Origin of the sequence: Mesotoga infera (genome assembly GCA_011045915.1) — a bacterium.
GTDB classification, from domain to species: domain Bacteria; phylum Thermotogota; class Thermotogae; order Petrotogales; family Kosmotogaceae; genus Mesotoga; species Mesotoga infera_D.
This window is the reverse complement of record DSBT01000410.1, coordinates 50,676-67,431: the sequence shown is the minus strand read 5'-3', so window position 1 is coordinate 67,431 and position 16,756 is coordinate 50,676. Positions and strand designations below refer to the sequence as shown.

At 46.8% G+C, this 16,756-nt stretch carries 18 protein-coding genes and 1 pseudogene; 10 read left to right on the top strand and 9 right to left on the bottom strand.

The genetic code is table 11. The features are described from left to right. Positions 1–10: 10 nt before the first annotated feature. From ENN47_13530 to ENN47_13520, 3 genes are all read right to left on the bottom strand, one after another. Entirely contained in the window at positions 11–862 is an 852-nt protein-coding gene (locus ENN47_13530) for a deoxyribonuclease IV (GenBank protein ID HDP79167.1), read from the bottom strand. Positions 863–874: 12 nt separating this feature from the next. Further along, on the bottom strand, positions 875–2,686 hold the full coding sequence (gene lepA, locus ENN47_13525) for an elongation factor 4 (protein ID HDP79166.1): 1,812 nt from the start codon (positions 2,684–2,686) through the stop codon (positions 875–877). Positions 2,687–2,854: 168 nt separating this feature from the next. Further along, entirely contained in the window at positions 2,855–3,730 is an 876-nt protein-coding gene (locus tag ENN47_13520; GenBank protein ID HDP79165.1) for a polyamine aminopropyltransferase, read from the bottom strand. Positions 3,731–4,019: 289 nt separating this feature from the next. On the opposite strand from ENN47_13520, the gene ENN47_13515 reads away from it, so the two are divergent. From ENN47_13515 to ENN47_13500, 4 genes and pseudogenes are all read left to right on the top strand, one after another. Next, positions 4,020–5,039, top strand: coding sequence for a rod shape-determining protein (locus tag ENN47_13515; protein HDP79164.1), 1,020 nt, complete (start codon positions 4,020–4,022; stop codon positions 5,037–5,039). Positions 5,040–5,054: 15 nt separating this feature from the next. Further along, positions 5,055–5,753 carry a hypothetical protein gene (locus tag ENN47_13510; GenBank protein ID HDP79163.1) on the top strand — a complete coding sequence of 233 codons (699 nt, stop codon included), beginning with the start codon at positions 5,055–5,057 and terminating at the stop codon, positions 5,751–5,753. After that, entirely contained in the window at positions 5,750–6,130 is a 381-nt protein-coding gene (locus ENN47_13505; protein ID HDP79162.1) for a hypothetical protein, read from the top strand. Before ENN47_13510 ends, ENN47_13505 begins: the two co-directional genes overlap by 4 nt. Beyond that, positions 6,120–7,918 (top strand): annotated as a pseudogene (locus ENN47_13500) (cell division protein FtsI). The gene ENN47_13505 and the pseudogene ENN47_13500 overlap by 11 nt, the downstream one beginning before the upstream one ends. Here the strand turns inward: ENN47_13500 and ENN47_13495 are convergent. The 6 genes from ENN47_13495 to ENN47_13470 are packed head-to-tail and all read right to left on the bottom strand — an operon-like array spanning position 7,786 to position 13,370. Then, on the bottom strand, positions 7,786–8,415 hold the full coding sequence (locus ENN47_13495) for a YigZ family protein (GenBank protein ID HDP79161.1): 630 nt from the start codon (positions 8,413–8,415) through the stop codon (positions 7,786–7,788). The pseudogene ENN47_13500 and the gene ENN47_13495 sit on opposite strands and share 133 nt — an antisense overlap. Then, positions 8,415–9,272, bottom strand: a complete 858-nt coding sequence (locus ENN47_13490; GenBank protein HDP79160.1) for a protease modulator HflC — start codon at positions 9,270–9,272, stop codon at positions 8,415–8,417. The genes ENN47_13495 and ENN47_13490 overlap by 1 nt, the downstream gene beginning before the upstream one ends. Further along, entirely contained in the window at positions 9,272–10,249 is a 978-nt protein-coding gene (gene hflK / locus ENN47_13485; GenBank protein ID HDP79159.1) for an FtsH protease activity modulator HflK, read from the bottom strand. Before hflK ends, ENN47_13490 begins: the two co-directional genes overlap by 1 nt. After that, positions 10,249–11,166, bottom strand: coding sequence for a UDP-N-acetylmuramate dehydrogenase (murB, locus tag ENN47_13480; protein HDP79158.1), 918 nt, complete (start codon positions 11,164–11,166; stop codon positions 10,249–10,251). Before murB ends, hflK begins: the two co-directional genes overlap by 1 nt. Beyond that, a complete protein-coding gene (locus ENN47_13475; protein HDP79157.1) occupies positions 11,148–11,765 on the bottom strand; it encodes a hypothetical protein in 618 nt (205 codons plus the stop codon). The genes murB and ENN47_13475 overlap by 19 nt, the downstream gene beginning before the upstream one ends. Before the next feature lie 15 nt (positions 11,766–11,780). Then, the gene (locus ENN47_13470) at positions 11,781–13,370 is read right to left on the bottom strand and encodes a chromosome segregation protein SMC (GenBank protein HDP79156.1); all 1,590 of its coding nucleotides are present in this window, start codon (positions 13,368–13,370) and stop codon (positions 11,781–11,783) included. 198 nt (positions 13,371–13,568) lie between these two features. Here ENN47_13470 and ENN47_13465 point away from each other — a divergent pair, with 198 nt between their 5' ends. From ENN47_13465 to ENN47_13440, 6 genes are read left to right on the top strand one after another with little or no spacing between them, the layout of a single operon-like run. Then, positions 13,569–13,703 carry a 50S ribosomal protein L34 gene (locus ENN47_13465; protein ID HDP79155.1) on the top strand — a complete coding sequence of 45 codons (135 nt, stop codon included), beginning with the start codon at positions 13,569–13,571 and terminating at the stop codon, positions 13,701–13,703. Further along, a complete protein-coding gene (gene rnpA / locus ENN47_13460) occupies positions 13,700–14,128 on the top strand; it encodes a ribonuclease P protein component (GenBank protein ID HDP79154.1) in 429 nt (142 codons plus the stop codon). The genes ENN47_13465 and rnpA overlap by 4 nt, the downstream gene beginning before the upstream one ends. Next, positions 14,073–14,315: a membrane protein insertion efficiency factor YidD gene (yidD, locus tag ENN47_13455; protein HDP79153.1), complete on the top strand. Its 243-nt coding sequence runs from the start codon at positions 14,073–14,075 to the stop codon at positions 14,313–14,315. Before rnpA ends, yidD begins: the two co-directional genes overlap by 56 nt. After that, entirely contained in the window at positions 14,312–15,658 is a 1,347-nt protein-coding gene (locus ENN47_13450; GenBank protein ID HDP79152.1) for a YidC/Oxa1 family membrane protein insertase, read from the top strand. Before yidD ends, ENN47_13450 begins: the two co-directional genes overlap by 4 nt. Positions 15,659–15,689: 31 nt before the next feature. Further along, complete coding sequence (locus ENN47_13445; protein HDP79151.1) at positions 15,690–16,397, top strand: protein jag; 708 nt, start codon at positions 15,690–15,692, stop codon at positions 16,395–16,397. After that, on the top strand, positions 16,363–16,725 hold the full coding sequence (locus tag ENN47_13440; GenBank protein HDP79150.1) for a cupin domain-containing protein: 363 nt from the start codon (positions 16,363–16,365) through the stop codon (positions 16,723–16,725). Before ENN47_13445 ends, ENN47_13440 begins: the two co-directional genes overlap by 35 nt. The last annotated feature ends 31 nt before the right edge of the window (positions 16,726–16,756 follow it).

Here is a 16,756-nt window from a genome sequence, read left to right as displayed (position 1 = left end):
CTGTCCTCCACTATCCGAGAAGTTCTCTTATATACTTTATTTCCAGAGCATGATCCGCATCGTCTCCCGGTGTCTCCAGCAACCATGGTTTATCCTGGATTCTTTCATTTGAGAGAAACACTCTGAATCCGTCCTCCTTGCCGATATAGCCTTTGCCTATCATTTCGTGTCGATCCTTTGCGGCACCGAGTGGAAATTTGCTATCGTTAAGATGTATCATCTTCAACTTTTCATAGCCAACCTTAGAATCTATTTCATCGATAAGCTTTAGCACTCCGTCTTTGGTTCTTATCTCAAACCCGGAATCAAAACCGTGGCAGGTATCGTAAGTTACTCCGATCCTTTCAGGTTGTGCCGAACCCTCGATGATCATACTAAGCTCGTCAAAACTGCTCCCTATGTGATTGCCTTTCGCTGCTACATTCTCGAGAAGAAGCATCACGTCGCTTTCCTGATTCTCATCAAGCACTATTTCGAGACCTTTCAGTATTCTCTCTATTCCTTCATGCAGCCCGTCTCCAAGATGGCTTCCGGGATGAAAGTTCAGATACTTCAGACCCAAGGCGGCTGTAATCTTCATTTCAAGGGAAAGCAGGCGCACTGATTTCTCCCAGACCTCTTCATTGGGAGAGGCGATGTTCACCAGGTAACCGGAATGAACCATGCAATCGAACGGATCAAGCGACTTCTCTTTCATCTCATGGATGAAGGCGGATGCCATCTCCTCCTTTGGAAGTGAGGCTCTCCACATCCTTGGACTGTGCGGGAAGATCTGAAAGGTGTTTCCGCCGATTGCCAGCGTGTCTTTGGGGACTTTGTCAAGACCCTTTGAGGTTGACATGTGTGCTCCAAGCCTTATCATCACTTCACCCCATCATTCTTCTTCGCCAATTCTAAGAATTGCCAGGAAGGCGTTCTGCGGAATAGTCACCTGACCGATCTCCCGCATTCTCTTCTTTCCCTCTTTCTGCTTTTCCAGGAGCTTCATCTTTCTTGTCACATCCCCTCCATAGCACTTCGCCAAAACATCTTTACGGAGGGCCTTTATGTCGCTTCTCGCAATTATTCGTCCTCTCGATTTTGCCTGTATTGGAATCTGGAACTGATGCGGAGGAATCAGTTCGCTCAACTTGTCAACCACTTTCTTCGCGACTTGATACTCCTTGTCTACATGAACGATGAACGAAAGCGAATCGACTGTCTCTTTGTTGACGAGAATAGTGACTTTCACAAGATTCGATTCACGGTAGCCAAGTATGTCGTAATCCATTGAGGCATACCCTCGAGAAATGGCCTTCATCCTGTCAAAGAAATCAAACATTATTTCTGACAAGGGCGCTTCGAAACGCATCACGACACGGTTCTTTCCAGCGTTTTCGACTGCCTTGAAATCTCCTCTCTTCTCGGAAGTTATAAAGCCGATCAAATTCCCCATATATTCCGAAGGAGTGATAATCGAGAGATCGACAAAGGGCTCCTCGACCTTCGAGAAATCTCCGGGCTCCGGGAAACTTGCAGGATTTGTTATCTCGATAATGTCTCCGTTCTGAGATGTTACTCTGTAGACAACGTTTGGAGCCGTTAGAATACAGGCTATTTCAAACTCTCTTTCAAGCCTCTCCCTTACGACATCCATATGAAGCAGACCGAGAAAACCCACCCTGAATCCAAAGCCCAACGCCGGAGAGTTTTCCGGCTCGAAAACCAGTGCGGCGTCGTTCAATTTGAACTTGTCGAGAGCCTTTCTCAGTTCTTCGTAGTACTCGGGCATCCCAGGAAACATTCCAGCGTAGACCATCGGCTTCGCCTCTTTGTAGCCCGGAAGAGCTTCATCGGTCGGATTATTTGCAGAGGTTATGGTGTCGCCGATCTTAGCGCTCGATACGTCTTTAATAACTGCAATGACGTAGCCTACCTCACCTGCATCAAGAGAATCTGTCTTTTCCATTTGAGGAAGAAAGTATCCCACTTCAACAACTTCAAAAGTTTCGCCGGAGGCCATCATCTGTATCTTGTCACCCTCTTTGACACTCCCATCAAAGATTCTCACGTGAACCACGACTCCTCTGTACTTGTCGTAGATCGCGTCGAAAATCAAGGCTTTGAGAGGTGCCTCCAATATGCCCGAAGGAGCCGAAACCTTGCGCACAACAGATTCCAGTATCTCTTTCACGCCCTGACCGGTCTTCGCACTTGCCTGAAGACAGTCTTCAGGTGTATAGCCGATCAAATCGACGATTTCCGCTAGAGTCTCTTCGATATTTGCATTCGGAATGTCGATCTTGTTAAGAACGGGGATAAGCTCCAGATCATTCTCTATAGCGAGATATGTGTTCCCCACCGTCTGAGCCTCGACCCCCTGAGAGGCATCCACCAGAAGTATCGCGCCCTCGCAAGCAGCAAGGCTTCTCGATACTTCATAATTGAAGTCGACGTGGCCGGGCGTATCTATAATATTGATTTCGTAAGTAAGACCGTCTTCTGCAAGATAATTCAGCTTCACGGACTTCGATTTGATCGTTATCCCTCTTTCTCGCTCGATATCCATCGAATCCATGAACTGATCCTGCTTGTGTCTCCTGTCCACGGTGTCTGTTATATCCAGTAGTCTATCCACGAGAGTCGTCTTCCCGTGGTCGATGTGTGCAATTATCGATATGTTCCTTATGCGATCACTGTTATACATTAGAACTCCCTCCTGCCGATCAAGGATGATTCTATCACAGCGCAGGTTAAGCAAGTTGAATTAAACAGAAAGGAATGAGAATATCTCCAGAAATAATGCTGGAGTATCCTCTCAACTTCGGAAAATCTAGTTTAGCCTATCATGAAAGCGAAATCATTCACCCCTACGTCAAAACTGGCCGGTGAGCTCTTTCAAAAACGTTGGGAGAGCAAACGCTGCCCCGTGAATCTCAGTATTGTAGTACCTCAACGGCGCTTCAAAGTCAAGCACTCTATCTTCGTCATAATCTTTCACTGGGTCGACCTCTTTCGAACCGATGGTATAGGTCCACATTCCGGAGGGGTAAGTAGTCATGAAACTAGTGTACATCTTCGAGACAGGGAAGACCGAGGAAATTCTGTTATAGGCAATAGCCACCCACCCCTTATCGTAGAAAGGATCCTCGGTTTCGGCACAGAAGATTCCATCTTTCTTCAGAGCCTTGTAACAATTTGAATAGAACTCTTTGGTGAAGAGATGACCCCCTTCACCGGCCGTCGGATCGGTAGAATCGACAATAATTACATCAAAGTAATCCTTGTTATTCCTGACAAAATCAGCACCGTTTTCATTTATTATCGATGCCTTTGGGTTATCTAATTCGACAGACATTTCTTTTAGGTGAAGTTTCGCTGCATCTATTACATACGGATCTACTTCACAGAGAATCGCTTCCTCAACCGAGGGGTGTTTGAGGACTTCCCTCAGACTTCCCCCGTCGCCTCCTCCGATTATCAAGACTCGCTTAGGGTCGGGGTGAGTAAATAGCGGCACGTGAACCAACATCTCGTGATACATAAACTCATCGGCTTCAGTGAACATCGTTATGCCATCCAGAACAAGAACCATGCCAAACTCGGGATGCTCGAAAATATCTATTCTCTGAAATGGACTCTGAAATGAATAGACGAGTCGCTTCATTTTCATGAAAAGTCCTGCGTTTCCTCCCGTGTAGTACTCCATGTACATAAGATGATTCAGAGTTCTCAGCTCTCTATCTTCCATTTCTTCACCTCCAAATTATCAACGCAATTATCTCATCACTCTCGAGCAGCAACGCTTCTTGTTCAATCCCACCCTTTGTCTTCAGTCATCGAATGCCATCAAGAGCCGAATATACGGGCAACGAGGCCAAATGATTCTATCACTTTGATTAAGGAGGAGTCAAACTTGTGTAATACCATTTTCAGAGGCTCATTTGACAACTGTGTTGATTTTCCACACTCTTCGTCATTCGGTCGCATCGTGATGGTAGAATTGGGAGTAAAGACTTTCCCTGACAGGAGGCCTTCGAATGTTCTTAAGGCAAGACATGGGTATTGATTTGGGAACTGCCAACACTCTGGTCTATGTAAGAGGCCAGGGCGTAGTGACTAATGAACCCTCAGTTGTTGCGATCGATGTAAATTCCGGGAAGATCCTTCAGGTTGGCCTGGAGGCAAAAAGAATGGTTGGAAAGACGCCGGCCAGTATCGTTGCTACTCGCCCGCTGAAAGACGGAGTAATTGCGGACTACGACATTGCGCTCGCCATGTTGAAGTATTTCATGGGTAGAGCGACTGGAAGACGCAGCTTTGTCAAGCCGAGAATAGTAATCGGAGTGCCTTCGGGAGCGACGGAAGTTGAAAGAAAGGCCATTGTCGATGCTGGAATGGAAGCAGGAGCAAAAAAGGTCTTTCTCATCGAAGAACCGATGGCAAGTTCAATCGGCGCCGGTCTGAATGTTGAAGAACCGACCGGCAATATGATAGTTGACATCGGCGGAGGAACAACCGAGATAGCAGTGATCTCTCTCGGAAGCATAGTTTTGAGTCAGTCAATAAGAGTCGGCGGAGATGAAATGGATGACTATATCGTCCAGTATATCAAGGAGAAGTACAGACTCATGATCGGTGAAAAGACGGCGGAGCGAATCAAAATTGAGATTGGAAATGTCGTCGAAACCGAGGAAGACGATAGTCATTACGCCGAGATTGTGGGACTTGACCTCAACTCGGGACTGCCAAGAAAGATATCTATCTCAGGCGCCGAGGTCCGCGAAGCAATTGTCGAACCTGTTGCTAGAATCGTGGAGGCGGTTAAGCTCACGGTGGAGAACACACCTCCCGAACTTATTTCGGATATTGTTCAAAGCGGCATTGTTATTGCCGGCGGAGGTTCTCTTCTCAACGGAATGCAGGAATTGATTCAGAGAGAAACCGGCATTACCGTTGTGATTGCCGACGATCCCTTAACCTGTGTGGCTAGAGGGGCAGGTCAGGTTCTGGAGAGAGTCTCAATACTTGAAAGACTTGAAAAAGGCAACTTGAGATAAGGAGAGACATCTCAGGTGAAGTTCGCTGAAGCGGCGGTAGTAATCCTAATGATTTTTCTTATCCTATTATCATTGCTGGAAGTAACGGGAATTAATAGAAAGGTTTCTGAAATACTCGATGGTGCTGCCTTGCCCTTGATAAACGTAAGGGTAGATGTTGAAAACTTCTTTAGAGCCGTCTTCCAAACGAGGAGCATCGATCGGGTCATCAGGGATCTGAATAGATATGCAGATTCCTTCGCTGACAGGTTCGAATTTCCTGTACCTATGAGAGTCGCATTCTTCAGTTTCGAGAGAAACAACATGGCCATCATGACAACTGACAGCAGAGCATCTCAGGGTGTTCCTGTTGCCTCGATTTTTTCGTCAACAATCTATGGCATAGTGAAGAGCTCGAGTGAAGGATATCTGATAGTCTCGCCCTTGACGTCTCCCGGTGCAAGGATTTCAGCCTCAGTTGACAGAGAGGGAAAGGTTGTCGAAGGGGTTGTCTATTCTAGCGCGGGCAGACTGTATTTCTCGACTTTCGATCCCTACTATCTGACTGAAGGCGATCCTGTGAGAATCGCCACAACGGTTCCGGGATATGGCTACTACAAGGCCATGAATCTTGATCTGATCGGTGAAATCGCTGGTCCCCACGGAAGCGATTATCTTGTGAAGTCTCCCAATGTCTTCGGCGACTACTTCGTATATCTGGAGTGGCAGGAATGATCTGGCTTTTGCTGATAATTCCGGCTCTTTACCTTGATCTTGGATTCGGAGATCTGATCCCTCTGTACCCGACTTATCTCACGTTGCTCGTTTTTCTTCCCACGAGGAATATCCCCTTTGCCCTATCTCTTGCTCTGCTCCTGTCATGGATAGTCGGGATGGCTCTTTCCGGTATCAGTATGGTTATTGCCCTGGCAGCTATCGTTACATTTTCCGCGATGGCTATCCACGGTCGCTACAGGACACCGAGTTTCGGTACTCTTACTTCGGCTTTGCTGGGTCTTGCAGGAGTCTTTTTCGCAGGCACGGGTTTTGGCGTTCTCATTCCTTTTTTCATAACATTTCTTGTCCTTAGGAGGTTGAGTGTTGAGGACTAAGAGGTTCGACCTTTTCTTCGTGCTTTTTCTTCTCACGATAGGCTTCTTCATATACAAACTCTACGACTACCAGATAGTCAATTCCGAGAAGTATGCAGAGCAGGTCGAGAGTATAAGCCGTCGCTCGATTTCCATACTGCCTCCAAGAGGGATGATTCTCGATAGAAACGGGATTCCTATTGCATGGGACGCGCCTTACTACGAAATAAAGAAGAAAGTGGTCTTTCTTCCTGAGGATTTGAAGAGAATGATTATTAACTCATTCGATGAGAGCGAGCAAGCGGAAATACTTCTTAAGCGGCTTGAGATCTTCGGCAGCGTAGAGACAAGCCTTCCCGCTGCAGTAGCAGAAAGGCTCGGCGACTACCCCGAACTGGAAATCTCTGAGAGAATCATAAGGTATTATCAGAACAACCCCGGAATAGCACATGTTGCAGGCTACATAAAATTTGACGGAGAGCCGGTTATGGGAATCGAGAAGCAATACAATGATCTTCTCAGAGGGACTCCCGGTGAGAAACTGATACGTGTCGATGCTCTGGGAACACAGATCAGTCTTGAGGGCGAAAGGCCTCCTGTGGCCGGGCAGGATCTGAACGTCACGATTGACTCCAAGCTCAGCAGATACATTTACGATCTAATAAACGAAACCGGGAAGAGCGGCGCCGCAGTTGTTATGAAGACCGACGGAGAGGTTCTCGCTCTCGTTTCGGTACCGAGTTTCGAGAACATGTTTTTCACGAGGGGAATTTCAACAAGGGATTGGGAGCGCCTAAATCTGGATCCTTCCAGACCGCTGGTCAATAGAGCGGTCAGTCCCTTTTCGCCAGGCTCCGTGATTAAGCCGTTCATTGCCATGGTAGCCCTGGCTGAAGGAGTAGACAGCACGAAGGAAATAGACTGCGGGGGCATCTTCCAGTATAAGGACAGCCAGGGTGTGGTTCAGGGAGTATACAGGGATTGGAACCTCTATGGACATGGAGAGACCAATCTCAGCAAGGCCATTACCGTTTCTTGCAACATCTATTTCTACCAGCTTGGATTGGAACTAGGAATCGATACTCTCGACAGATACGCTGAAATCTGGCAGGTCTTTGAGCCTACCGGCATTGATTTGCCTGAAGAATCGGTCGGACTAATGCCTTCGCGCGACTGGAAACGTGAGAACCTTGAAGAGAGCTGGTTTCCTGGAGACACGATCCAGATATCGATAGGACAGGGATATCTCAGCATAACTCCTCTGCAACTGGCTAAAATGACCGGGGAGATTGCGATGAGAGGCAGAGAAATCATTCCTTTTGTCGGTTCAAAGCAAGAGAGCGAAAAAGTGCGAATCAAGCTGGGAGACAGCGAATGGGATCTAGTCATCAACGCAATGGGAGATGTAGTAAGCAAGGGAGGAAGTTCGGCCGATGCAGGAACCGCTTATTCCTCTTTCAGAGATTTCGCAGAGACGGCCGCTGGAAAGACCGGAACAGCCGAGCAAGGAGGTTCAAAGCCGACTCATTCATGGTTCACAGGATTCATGCCGCTTTACGAACCAGAGATCGTTGTTACGGTATTTATTCATGAGGGGGGCTACGGGTCGGGATTGGCCACTCAGATATCGAGAAAGATCATGGATTATTATATAGAAGAATATACCCGGTAGAAAATCATTCTACCGGGCTCACAAAATTTAATTCATCTCCAAATCTGAAAGAGATTCTTCTCTCTTCGAAGAAGCCGGTGACTCTTTCAACTTCATCTTTCCTAACGGCGATTACACAGAGAACTCTGTCGGAATAATCGACCCTCTGCAAAGAGAAGTCCTTATTCTCCCGAAAGAGTCTGCTGAAGTCGTTCCACTGGGTGTATGCCATCTCTGCGATCAACTCAATGCCCGGGCGAAAAGTTACTGGTTTTGCAGCCTTGAGAGACTCTAGAGCAGTCCCGCCATAAGCGTCTATCAGACCTCTTATTCCCAGCTTAACTCCACCGAAGTATCTAGTCACGACTACTACTACATTCGTAAGTTCTAGACTATCGATGGCTCCCAGAATCGGTTGCCCGGCAGATCCATGAGGCTCTCCCGCATCCGAGTAATTGGCGACTTCCCTTCCTGGAAGCGAAATGCGGTAGGCCCAGCAGGAGTGGCTGGCACTTGCATGCTCCTGAGAGACGTTCTTGATAAAAGACTTCGCCTCTTCCTCACTTTCACATCTCCGGCTGCTGCCAATGAACCTTGATCTCTTGACGTTGATCTCAAAGTATCCTGTTTCGAGAATAGACTTGCTGCAACCCATTATTCTCCTCTTGACAGCTTGTCAATGAAGTCCATCGAGGGACCAAGAATGTAGTTGGCATCTGCCAGAGTCTTTTCGTATACTTCCAGCCTCTTCATAAACTCATAGAAATCTGGATCCTTGTTGTACGCATCTGCATAGACCGCAAGAGCCTTTGCATCTCCGGTTCCGATTATTATGTCAGCTTCCTTCTGAGCGGTAGCTATCATTATCTGGGCTTCTTTATCAGCCTCGGCCCTGAGTTTCTGTGCTTCCCTGTTTCCCTCGGCTCTAATGAGAGAAGCCTCCTGAATTCTTTCGGACTTCATTCTTTCGAAGACTGCGTTTCTATTCTCATCCGGTAGATCGGCTCTCTTCACGCGAACGGAGATAATCTCGATGCCGAAATCTTTCATATCGTTGGCGGCAAGTGTCGTGATCTCATCGAGAACATCAGTTCTCTTGCCCGAAATGATATCGTCGTAATCGAGCTTTCCGAAAGTATTTCTAACGTGCGAATACACTACGTCATCTATTCTAGTAAGCGCGATCTGCTCTGACTTCATTGTCTCTATGAACTTCCTCGGATCCACTATCCTCCATAGCGCGAAAGTGTCGGTAAGGATTGTCTTCTTGTCTTTTGAGTATATTCTTTCGGCATCGACATCGTAAATCTGGATTCGCTTATCGAATTTTCTTACGTTATCGATAAAAGGAGTCTTTGTGTACAGACCGGCTTCTGTGACCGATTTCTGAATCTCTCCAAATCGCAAGACTACGGCCTGCTCAGTCTCATCAATTATGAAGAAGAAACTGGGCAGAAGAATCGCGGCGATTACCACAAGGATAGCTATTGGAATAATAAACTTGTACTTCATCACCTCACGCTCCCTTCAAGCTCAAGGAGTTTAAGCAGACTGCTCTGGTCGAGTACGACCGTTTTGCTTGTTTCTCCCAGCAATTTTCCCAGGGTCTCGAGATACATTCTCGTTCGAGTAACGTCCGGCGCCTTTTCGTACTCCTCAAGAATTGAAAGAAATCTCTCGGCTTCACCCTCGGCATTGAGAACCCTCTCCTGGGCATAGCCTTCAGCGTCTCTAGTCATCTGAGCCGCTTCACCCTCGGCCTTTGGAATCAGATCGTTCCTGTATTTTTCGGCCTCATAGATGAGCTTTTCCTTGTCCTGCTTGGCACTGTTCACATCGTCAAAGGCAGTGATGACCTGCTTTGGAGGGGCAACTTCCTGCAGGAAGACATTCTTAACGATAATACCAGTGTTAAGCCTTTCAAGCTCCGCTTGAACCCTCTCTGCAGTCTTTGTGGAGATTGTGTCCCTCTCCGTTGTGAGGATCGAGTCGACAGTGCTTGAAGCCACTTCCTCTCTGAGCACCGACTCAGTCGTGAATTTCACTATGTCGGCATCATCCACGATGTTGAAAGCAAGTTTCACTGGATCTCCAACATAGTACTGGATAACCAACTCCACCGATACTATGTTTCCGTCTCCGGTTAGCATCAGAGCCTCATTGGCCAAAGTCTGGTAAGTACCTGTTCTGATCGTCATGAAACCGATTTCCTGCTTCCTGAGATTTGAAGTATCAACTATAACGGCATTCTCAATGGGAAAGGGCAGATGATACCCAAGTCCCGGACCAACGGTCTTTGTATACTTTCCAAATCGCTTGATTAGCCCAACCTGGTCGGGTCCAACCAGAAAGAAACCGCTCAAGAAATAGACCACCACTATTGCTGCGACTATTAGCAACACAAAAAGTCCGGACCATAGAAAACTCTTTCTTGGGCCTCCACTGCTGGGGATATTATCTTCAGGCTCTTCAATTCTTACATCAACCATTATTCAACCTCCTTCCAGATTTCTATCTCGGTTCTTAGTTCTACGCCAGTAGCATCCTTAACTCTTTTCCTCACTATTTCTACCAGAGTCACGACGTCGCTCTGACTGGCGCTTTGCTTATTCACAATGAAACCGGCATGTTTTGCCGATACTTCAGCCCCTCCGACCCTCAAAGATTTCAGGCCGAGCCCTTCAATGGTTGACCCGACATAGAAATCCGGCCTCGGTCTCATGAAGACGCTGCCGGCACTCGGTTCCTCGAGCGGCTGTTTCTCTAACCTCTTGCCCAGGATCTCCGTCATCTTTCTTCCGATTTCGGACTTTTCTCCCCTTTCAAGGGAGAACTCCGCGCCAACCACTATTCCATCTCCGAATCTGAAGATGCTGTTCCTGTAGGAGAACCCTGCGGATTTGCCATCGATCTCGATCAATCTGCTCTTATCATCAAGATAGAGGATCTTCGTCACCCGCTCTGCGATCTCCCCGCCGAAAGCGCCGGCGTTCATCAAGACCGCTCCTCCAATGGAACCGGGCAGACCAGTCAGGAACTCCATACCCGCGAGTCCTTTCGACAAACAATGCCACAGTAGAGAGTTGACACTGGCTCCGGCCTCAACGAAAACTCTCTCGCCGGACGACTTAATCAGATTCAGATTTCTTGTCGATACTACTACACCTTCGTAGCGATCGGGACAGACGACATTCGAGCCTCCGCCGATTATCCTGTACGGGATTCCCTCCGATCTGACAAAACCAATTATCTCTGAAAATGCTTCGCCGGAGTAAGGCGAGACGAAAACTCTTGCAGGACCACCGATCCTGATCGTTGTGTGCCATTTTAAAGGCTCATTAAGCCTCACGTCCGCCCCTCGCGTGTACAGTGAGCCGAAGTAGTCAATTAACTCTCTTTTTGCCATTGATAAAGCCTTTCAGCAATCTCCTTGCCATTGTGTAGACTCAATAAGTAATTCTTCAATTCAAGTCTCTTCGAAAGAATCGAGTGGATACCCTCCAGAACGAAGGCTTTCGTAGACTTGTCAGTCAACTTATCCCCATACACTCTTGCAAGCGCTTTCACCGCAACCGAAGAATTCGTGCTGCTGAGGGCCATTATTAACTGATCCCGCAGTTCGGAATCACTGTTCTCATCTAGAAGCAAGACCAGAACGTCAACGACATTCTCTCCCTCACCCAAGCGCGCAAGCGCTTCGTAGATGACTATTTGCGATCTCTCGTCGCTGTAATCTCTCAACATTTCGTAAAGATGCGGCACGGCCCTTCTGTCTCCAATCTCACCCGCGAGATCTGCAAGATACAGTCTCGAGACGGGATCGATTTCCTTCATTCTCATTTTGTCTAGCAAGAGAGGAACGACAGCCTCACCCATCTGTAGCAACGCTTCAAAACAGATCTGCGCTGTCTCGCTATCCTCGCTTACCATAAGTTCCAGAAGCACCGGGACTGCCTCTGTTCCCTTTTCGTCTATGATTCTGTTTATCAACTCTTCTCTATTCATGCTTCACCTCTACTTCTACTCTGGAATCTGACCGCTCATTTCCTCAATTTCCTTTTCCCTTGAGCAGCCGTGAAGCTCTTCAATCCTGGAGATTGTCTCCGGGCCTACCTGCTCCTTCCTTACAACAAAATGCCTGTCCGCAATCAGCGCAATTTGAGGAAGATGAGTTATTACGATAGTCTGAATCTCGCTCGAGATCTCCCTGAGTTTCTCCGCAACTACTGTTCCCAGCCTCTGGCCAACTCCGGAATCAACTTCATCGAATACTATTGTCTCAAGATCCAGCTGGTCCTTCAAAGCCGACTCCAGAGCCAGCAAGAATCTTGAAAGCTCACCGCCCGAGGCAACTTTTCCTATCTCCATGTATTCCATTCCCGGATTAGTCTTTACCATCATGGTGACCCGGGAGGTTCCATAACTCCTGGGCATCTCCTCTGGCTGGAGGTGGAATCTCAGCTCCGCACCCTTCATCCTGAGACCCTCAAGATGCAATTTGATTTGATCTTCTATCTCCCCCGCCCTTGCGGCTCTCTTTTGATCAAGGACCTGTCCGGTTTTCCTCATTCTGACCAAGAGGGCCTCTTCAAGTCTCTTAAGTTTCTCTTTCCTCTCCTCGAGCTCTTGAAGTGTGCCGAGCTCCCTCTTGAATGCTCCAAGCCTCGAGAGAATATTTTCGGCAGAATCTCCGTACTTTCTCTTGAGACCTTGAATCAGCGTCATCCTGTTTTCGATAGCGGTGAATTCCTCGTCATCGATTTCGAGTGAGTCTCTCTCCTCTTCGACCATTGAGTAAAGAGAGTCCAGTTCCTCAAGGGCAATCTGCAGATTCTCATGCCATCCCTTGTATCCGAAATCCTCTATCCTTTCAATGATAGTCACTGCATCATTGAGAGAGTTATATATGGAGAGCTCGCCGTCCTTCAGGATCTCTCGAAGTTCCTGAAAGGTTTCAATGAGAGTCTGGGCGTTTCTGTATCTGGTATACTTCATTTCAAGGGCCTGGTCTTCCCCTGGCTGAAGCTCTGCCTGCTCAATCTCACTTATCTGAAAACTCAGGAAATCCTTTTCTCTTTCGATCTGAGCCGGGTCGACGCTAAATGAATCAAACTCCCGTCTCACCTTCATAAACTCACCATATAGTTCTCTATACTGGTTTAGGCTTTCCTCTCCCCTGAGGGCATGATCGAGAATCTCGTGGTGTTTCGATTCATCAAGCAAGCTCACGCTGCTGTGCTGAGAATGTATCTCCACTCTGTCGCGAAAGGCAGTCTGAACTATCTGCCTAGGCACCATCCTTCCATTGATTCTATAAATAGTCCTCTGCCCGGTAAAACTAACGGTAACGAGTAGCTGATCTCCGTCGATTTCTATCCCCATCTCCTCAAGTCTTGACGACAAAGAATTATCGACTTCGAAGTTTCCCTCAATGCTTCCAGCGTTTTCGTTGTCCCACTGTGGAGGAAAGCCAAGAACTGCCCAAAGAGCCTTCAGAAAAATTGTTTTGCCTGCTCCAGATTCACCGGTTATAGCATTCATACCGCTGGAGAACTCAACATAGAACTCCTTGAAAGTGAGAAAATCATTTCCTGCCAGCGACAGCAGCATATTTTCCTCCATTTTCGCAACAGATCGGCGTCTTTATACTAATCTATCTATCAGTCTATTATACTATTGATCAATTGCACCTTCAGTAACTCTGATTTACGTGCGGCACACCGGGTAAGAGATTCGCGAGCGCCTTGACAGTCACGGTTGCACTCCGTATAATGTTCACTGTGACGCATTAATTGGAGGTTATTAATCATGAAAAGAACATACCAACCATCGAAAGTCAAGAGAAACAGAACACACGGCTTCCTTGTCAGATCCAGAACAGTCGGAGGCAGAAAAGTGCTTGCGAGTAGACGAAGAAAGGGAAGAAAGAGACTTTCTGTGTGAATCTGAAAGACCAGTCCCTGAGTAAAAATGAAAGGCTAAGAAGGAAGGCAGACTTCGACAGAGTCTTCAAAAAGGGAAAATCTATTGTTGACCCTTTTTTTGTTGTATTGTATGTTAAGAATGGTCTGCCTTTTTCTCGTATAGGCGTATCGATAAGACGGAAATTCGGAAAGGCGAATTTGAGAAATCGACTCAGAAGACTGGTTAAAGAGGTCTTTAGAACTAATAAATCAGCGTTTCCCAATGGGTGTGATATACTTTTTATTGCAAGAAAGGATCTATCCGACCTGTTTAAGAAGAGAAAAGTTGGATTCATTGATATGGTGCCTGTTGTCATGCGAATTGCTGAGAAAATTGGAGAAACGTCCGATGAAAAAGATACTGCTGTTTCTGATAGATTTCTACAGAAGAAAGATCTCACCTAGAACCCGCCCTAGATGCAGGTTTTATCCCACTTGTTCAGCATACACATACGAGGCTATAGAAAGATTTGGAGCCCTAAAGGGGCTCATTCTCGGAACATGGAGAATACTAAGATGCAATCCCTTCAATCCAGGAGGCTTCGACGAAGTACCAGATCACTTCACGCTATTGAGGAGGCACGAAAAATGAGAAGAGCGATAATTCTGACTCTAATCTTCATAACTTTATTCACGCTCTCTGTATCGGGCAAAGAGCTTCTTACTCAGGAAGGTACCAGCACGCTCATAGTTTCGGGCAAGACGCTTAAGGTAACACTTGATACTGCTAACGGGCTGATTCTAGGAGTTACGAGTTATGCCGATAACAAGTCTGTCGAGTTTTACGTCTATAATGAGACTTTAGGGAAAGACGGTTTCAACATTTTCGATGTTGAAGGCAACGAGCTTCTGCCTACTTCGTTTTCGTACAGGAAGGATGTCGATGGAAATGTTATCGTGACCTTCAACTATGAGCAAGGCAGCAAATCCTATATCATTCTCAACAGCCCTTATTATGATTTCAAAGTCGAGCTTGATTTCAATCAGAAGATAGAGGTCGCTCTGCCATTCATCTCGTACGAGAATCAAACGCTTGGACCGGATTCCTCATATTACTTAACCTATGATAAATTCAGCGGTCAGAAGACACTCTTTGCCATAACGTCTATGCAGGGAAGCTTTAAGTTCCAGAGGTATGTGGCGGAGAGCGGCAGAGGTCTTCTCGAATCATTTGCCGGTCCTATGAGGTTGATACATATAAAACAGGCTCTTCCTCAACAATATGATGCAATAGTCAAGGATCTTCAGGACTTTGGGGGAGTGACCTTCTTCTCCTGGATTTATCACGGGATAGTATACTTCCTTTTCTGGCTCTATCAGTGGTCTGGAAATTTCGGTTGGGCGTTGATTCTCTTCACTATTGTGACGAGATTCATTCTCTATCCTCTCTATCATATCCAGACCAAATCTATGCTTATGATGAGAATGCTCCAGCCGGAAGTGGATAGAATCAAGAAGAAGTACAAGGATCCCAAAAAGCAGCAGGAAGCAATGATGGCTCTCTATAAGGAAAAGGGTTATAATCCTGCTTCGGGATGTCTTCCAATCCTTCTTCAGTTGCCCGTTCTTATCCTTCTGTACAATGCAATAAGGTATTTCAGTGAAGTGATGGCATATACGCCGGGATTTCTCATATGGAAGGATCTATCCGTTGGAAACTTCGTGCAGAACATACCGTTTATTATTATCACGGTGGTCGTAGGAATATTCAGTTCGTTACTCACGGCTCAGGATGCCAGATCGGCAAGATCAGGAGTCATTATGCAGGTCATATTCCCGATACTGTTTGCCACATTCCCCTCTGGACTGTTGCTTTACTGGACCACCCAGAGTGTACTTCAGCTCTTAATAAGCTGGGTAGTCTACAAACGCCATGGGATAAAGGGGCTGACATTGAGGCAGATGCTCGGTTTATCGGAGAAACCTGCGAAGTAGATGGAGATATGCTCAGGAGGTGTTAGTCGAAATGAAGCCAGTTGAATACAGGGCCGAGACAGTCGAGGAAGCAATCAGATCAGCTCAGGCGGATCTTGGCGCCTATGATGATGAAATTGAAGTTTCTGTCAAAGAGAAGGGCTCAAAAGGCTTTCTTGGAATCTTCGGATCGAAAGAATCAGTTATTGAAGTAACCCTGCTTGATAAACATTGGGAGAGAAAGCTTCACGATTTCCTGAAGGGAATCCTAAAAAACTTCGACGAAGAGACCTTCTCCGAGATCAAGCTTGTTGGAAGAACTTATAGAGTGAGAATCGAAGGCGAGGAGGTCGCAAGACTTATCGGAAAACATGGAAAGACAGTGGCCGCGCTGCAGCATATACTTAACATCTATGCAAACAGAATGGCTCCGACGAAAGTCAATGTCACCGTGGACATAGGTGATTACAGACTTGAAAGAAAGAGGCTGGTTGAAGAAATAGCCCACAGGACGGCGAAGTCCGCTTTATCTAAGAAGAGCAAGATAGTCATGGAACCTATGTTTGCCTTCGAGCGCAGGCTGGTTCACGAGGTAGTCTCTCAGTATGAGGATCTGAAGAGCTATTCCGTTGGTTTCGAGCCTTACAGAAAAGTCGTGGTCGAATATAGCGAAAGAAAGTTCTCTTACGACAGAAGATCGGATTCAAAGAGGAGGCGCTATGACAGTGTCAGACAGAATTCTGATAGGCAGAGCGCTTGAAGTCAATCCACAGCTCTTCGACAATGAGAATGTGAAGAGCGTTTCAAAGCGCGTATTGATAGGAAAGGCACAAGGTGCCTCGAACTTCGTGATGAGGCTGTTCACTGTCGGAGAGGGTGGATACAGCCCTCACCACAGTCATCCATGGGAACACGAGGTCTTCATTGTAGCTGGTGAAGCGGGAGTCGTAACTGACCAGGGCGAAGTGGAAGCCCCGGCCGGGAGTTACGTTTTTATTCCATCTGGAGTGAAGCATCAGTTCAAGAACAGGGGAAAGGGAAATCTTGAATTTATCTGCGTGATTCCATCTTCGGCAGATGAGGAATAGAATATATACAGTTGATAAGTAGAATTTGATG

Excerpts from the sequence above, each read along its gene's own strand:
- hflK (HDP79159.1), bottom strand. The coding sequence starts at position 10,249 with ATGGTTGATGTAAGAATTGAAGAGCCTGAAGATAATATCCCCAGCAGT.
- ENN47_13475 (HDP79157.1), bottom strand. The coding sequence starts at position 11,765 with ATGAATAGAGAAGAGTTGATAAACAGAATCATAGACGAAAAGGGAACA.
- ENN47_13515 (HDP79164.1), top strand. The coding sequence starts at position 4,020 with ATGTTCTTAAGGCAAGACATGGGTATTGATTTGGGAACTGCCAACACT.
- ENN47_13490 (HDP79160.1), bottom strand. The coding sequence starts at position 9,272 with ATGAAGTACAAGTTTATTATTCCAATAGCTATCCTTGTGGTAATCGCC.
- yidD (HDP79153.1), top strand. The coding sequence starts at position 14,073 with ATGAAAAAGATACTGCTGTTTCTGATAGATTTCTACAGAAGAAAGATC.
- ENN47_13470 (HDP79156.1), bottom strand. The coding sequence starts at position 13,370 with ATGCTGCTGTCGCTGGCAGGAAATGATTTTCTCACTTTCAAGGAGTTC.
- murB (HDP79158.1), bottom strand. The coding sequence starts at position 11,166 with ATGGCAAAAAGAGAGTTAATTGACTACTTCGGCTCACTGTACACGCGA.
- ENN47_13445 (HDP79151.1), top strand. The coding sequence starts at position 15,690 with ATGAAGCCAGTTGAATACAGGGCCGAGACAGTCGAGGAAGCAATCAGA.
- ENN47_13520 (HDP79165.1), bottom strand. The coding sequence starts at position 3,730 with ATGGAAGATAGAGAGCTGAGAACTCTGAATCATCTTATGTACATGGAG.
- ENN47_13495 (HDP79161.1), bottom strand. The coding sequence starts at position 8,415 with ATGGGTTGCAGCAAGTCTATTCTCGAAACAGGATACTTTGAGATCAAC.
- ENN47_13465 (HDP79155.1), top strand. The coding sequence starts at position 13,569 with ATGAAAAGAACATACCAACCATCGAAAGTCAAGAGAAACAGAACACAC.
- ENN47_13450 (HDP79152.1), top strand. The coding sequence starts at position 14,312 with ATGAGAAGAGCGATAATTCTGACTCTAATCTTCATAACTTTATTCACG.
- lepA (HDP79166.1), bottom strand. The coding sequence starts at position 2,686 with ATGTATAACAGTGATCGCATAAGGAACATATCGATAATTGCACACATC.
- ENN47_13505 (HDP79162.1), top strand. The coding sequence starts at position 5,750 with ATGATCTGGCTTTTGCTGATAATTCCGGCTCTTTACCTTGATCTTGGA.
- ENN47_13530 (HDP79167.1), bottom strand. The coding sequence starts at position 862 with ATGATAAGGCTTGGAGCACACATGTCAACCTCAAAGGGTCTTGACAAA.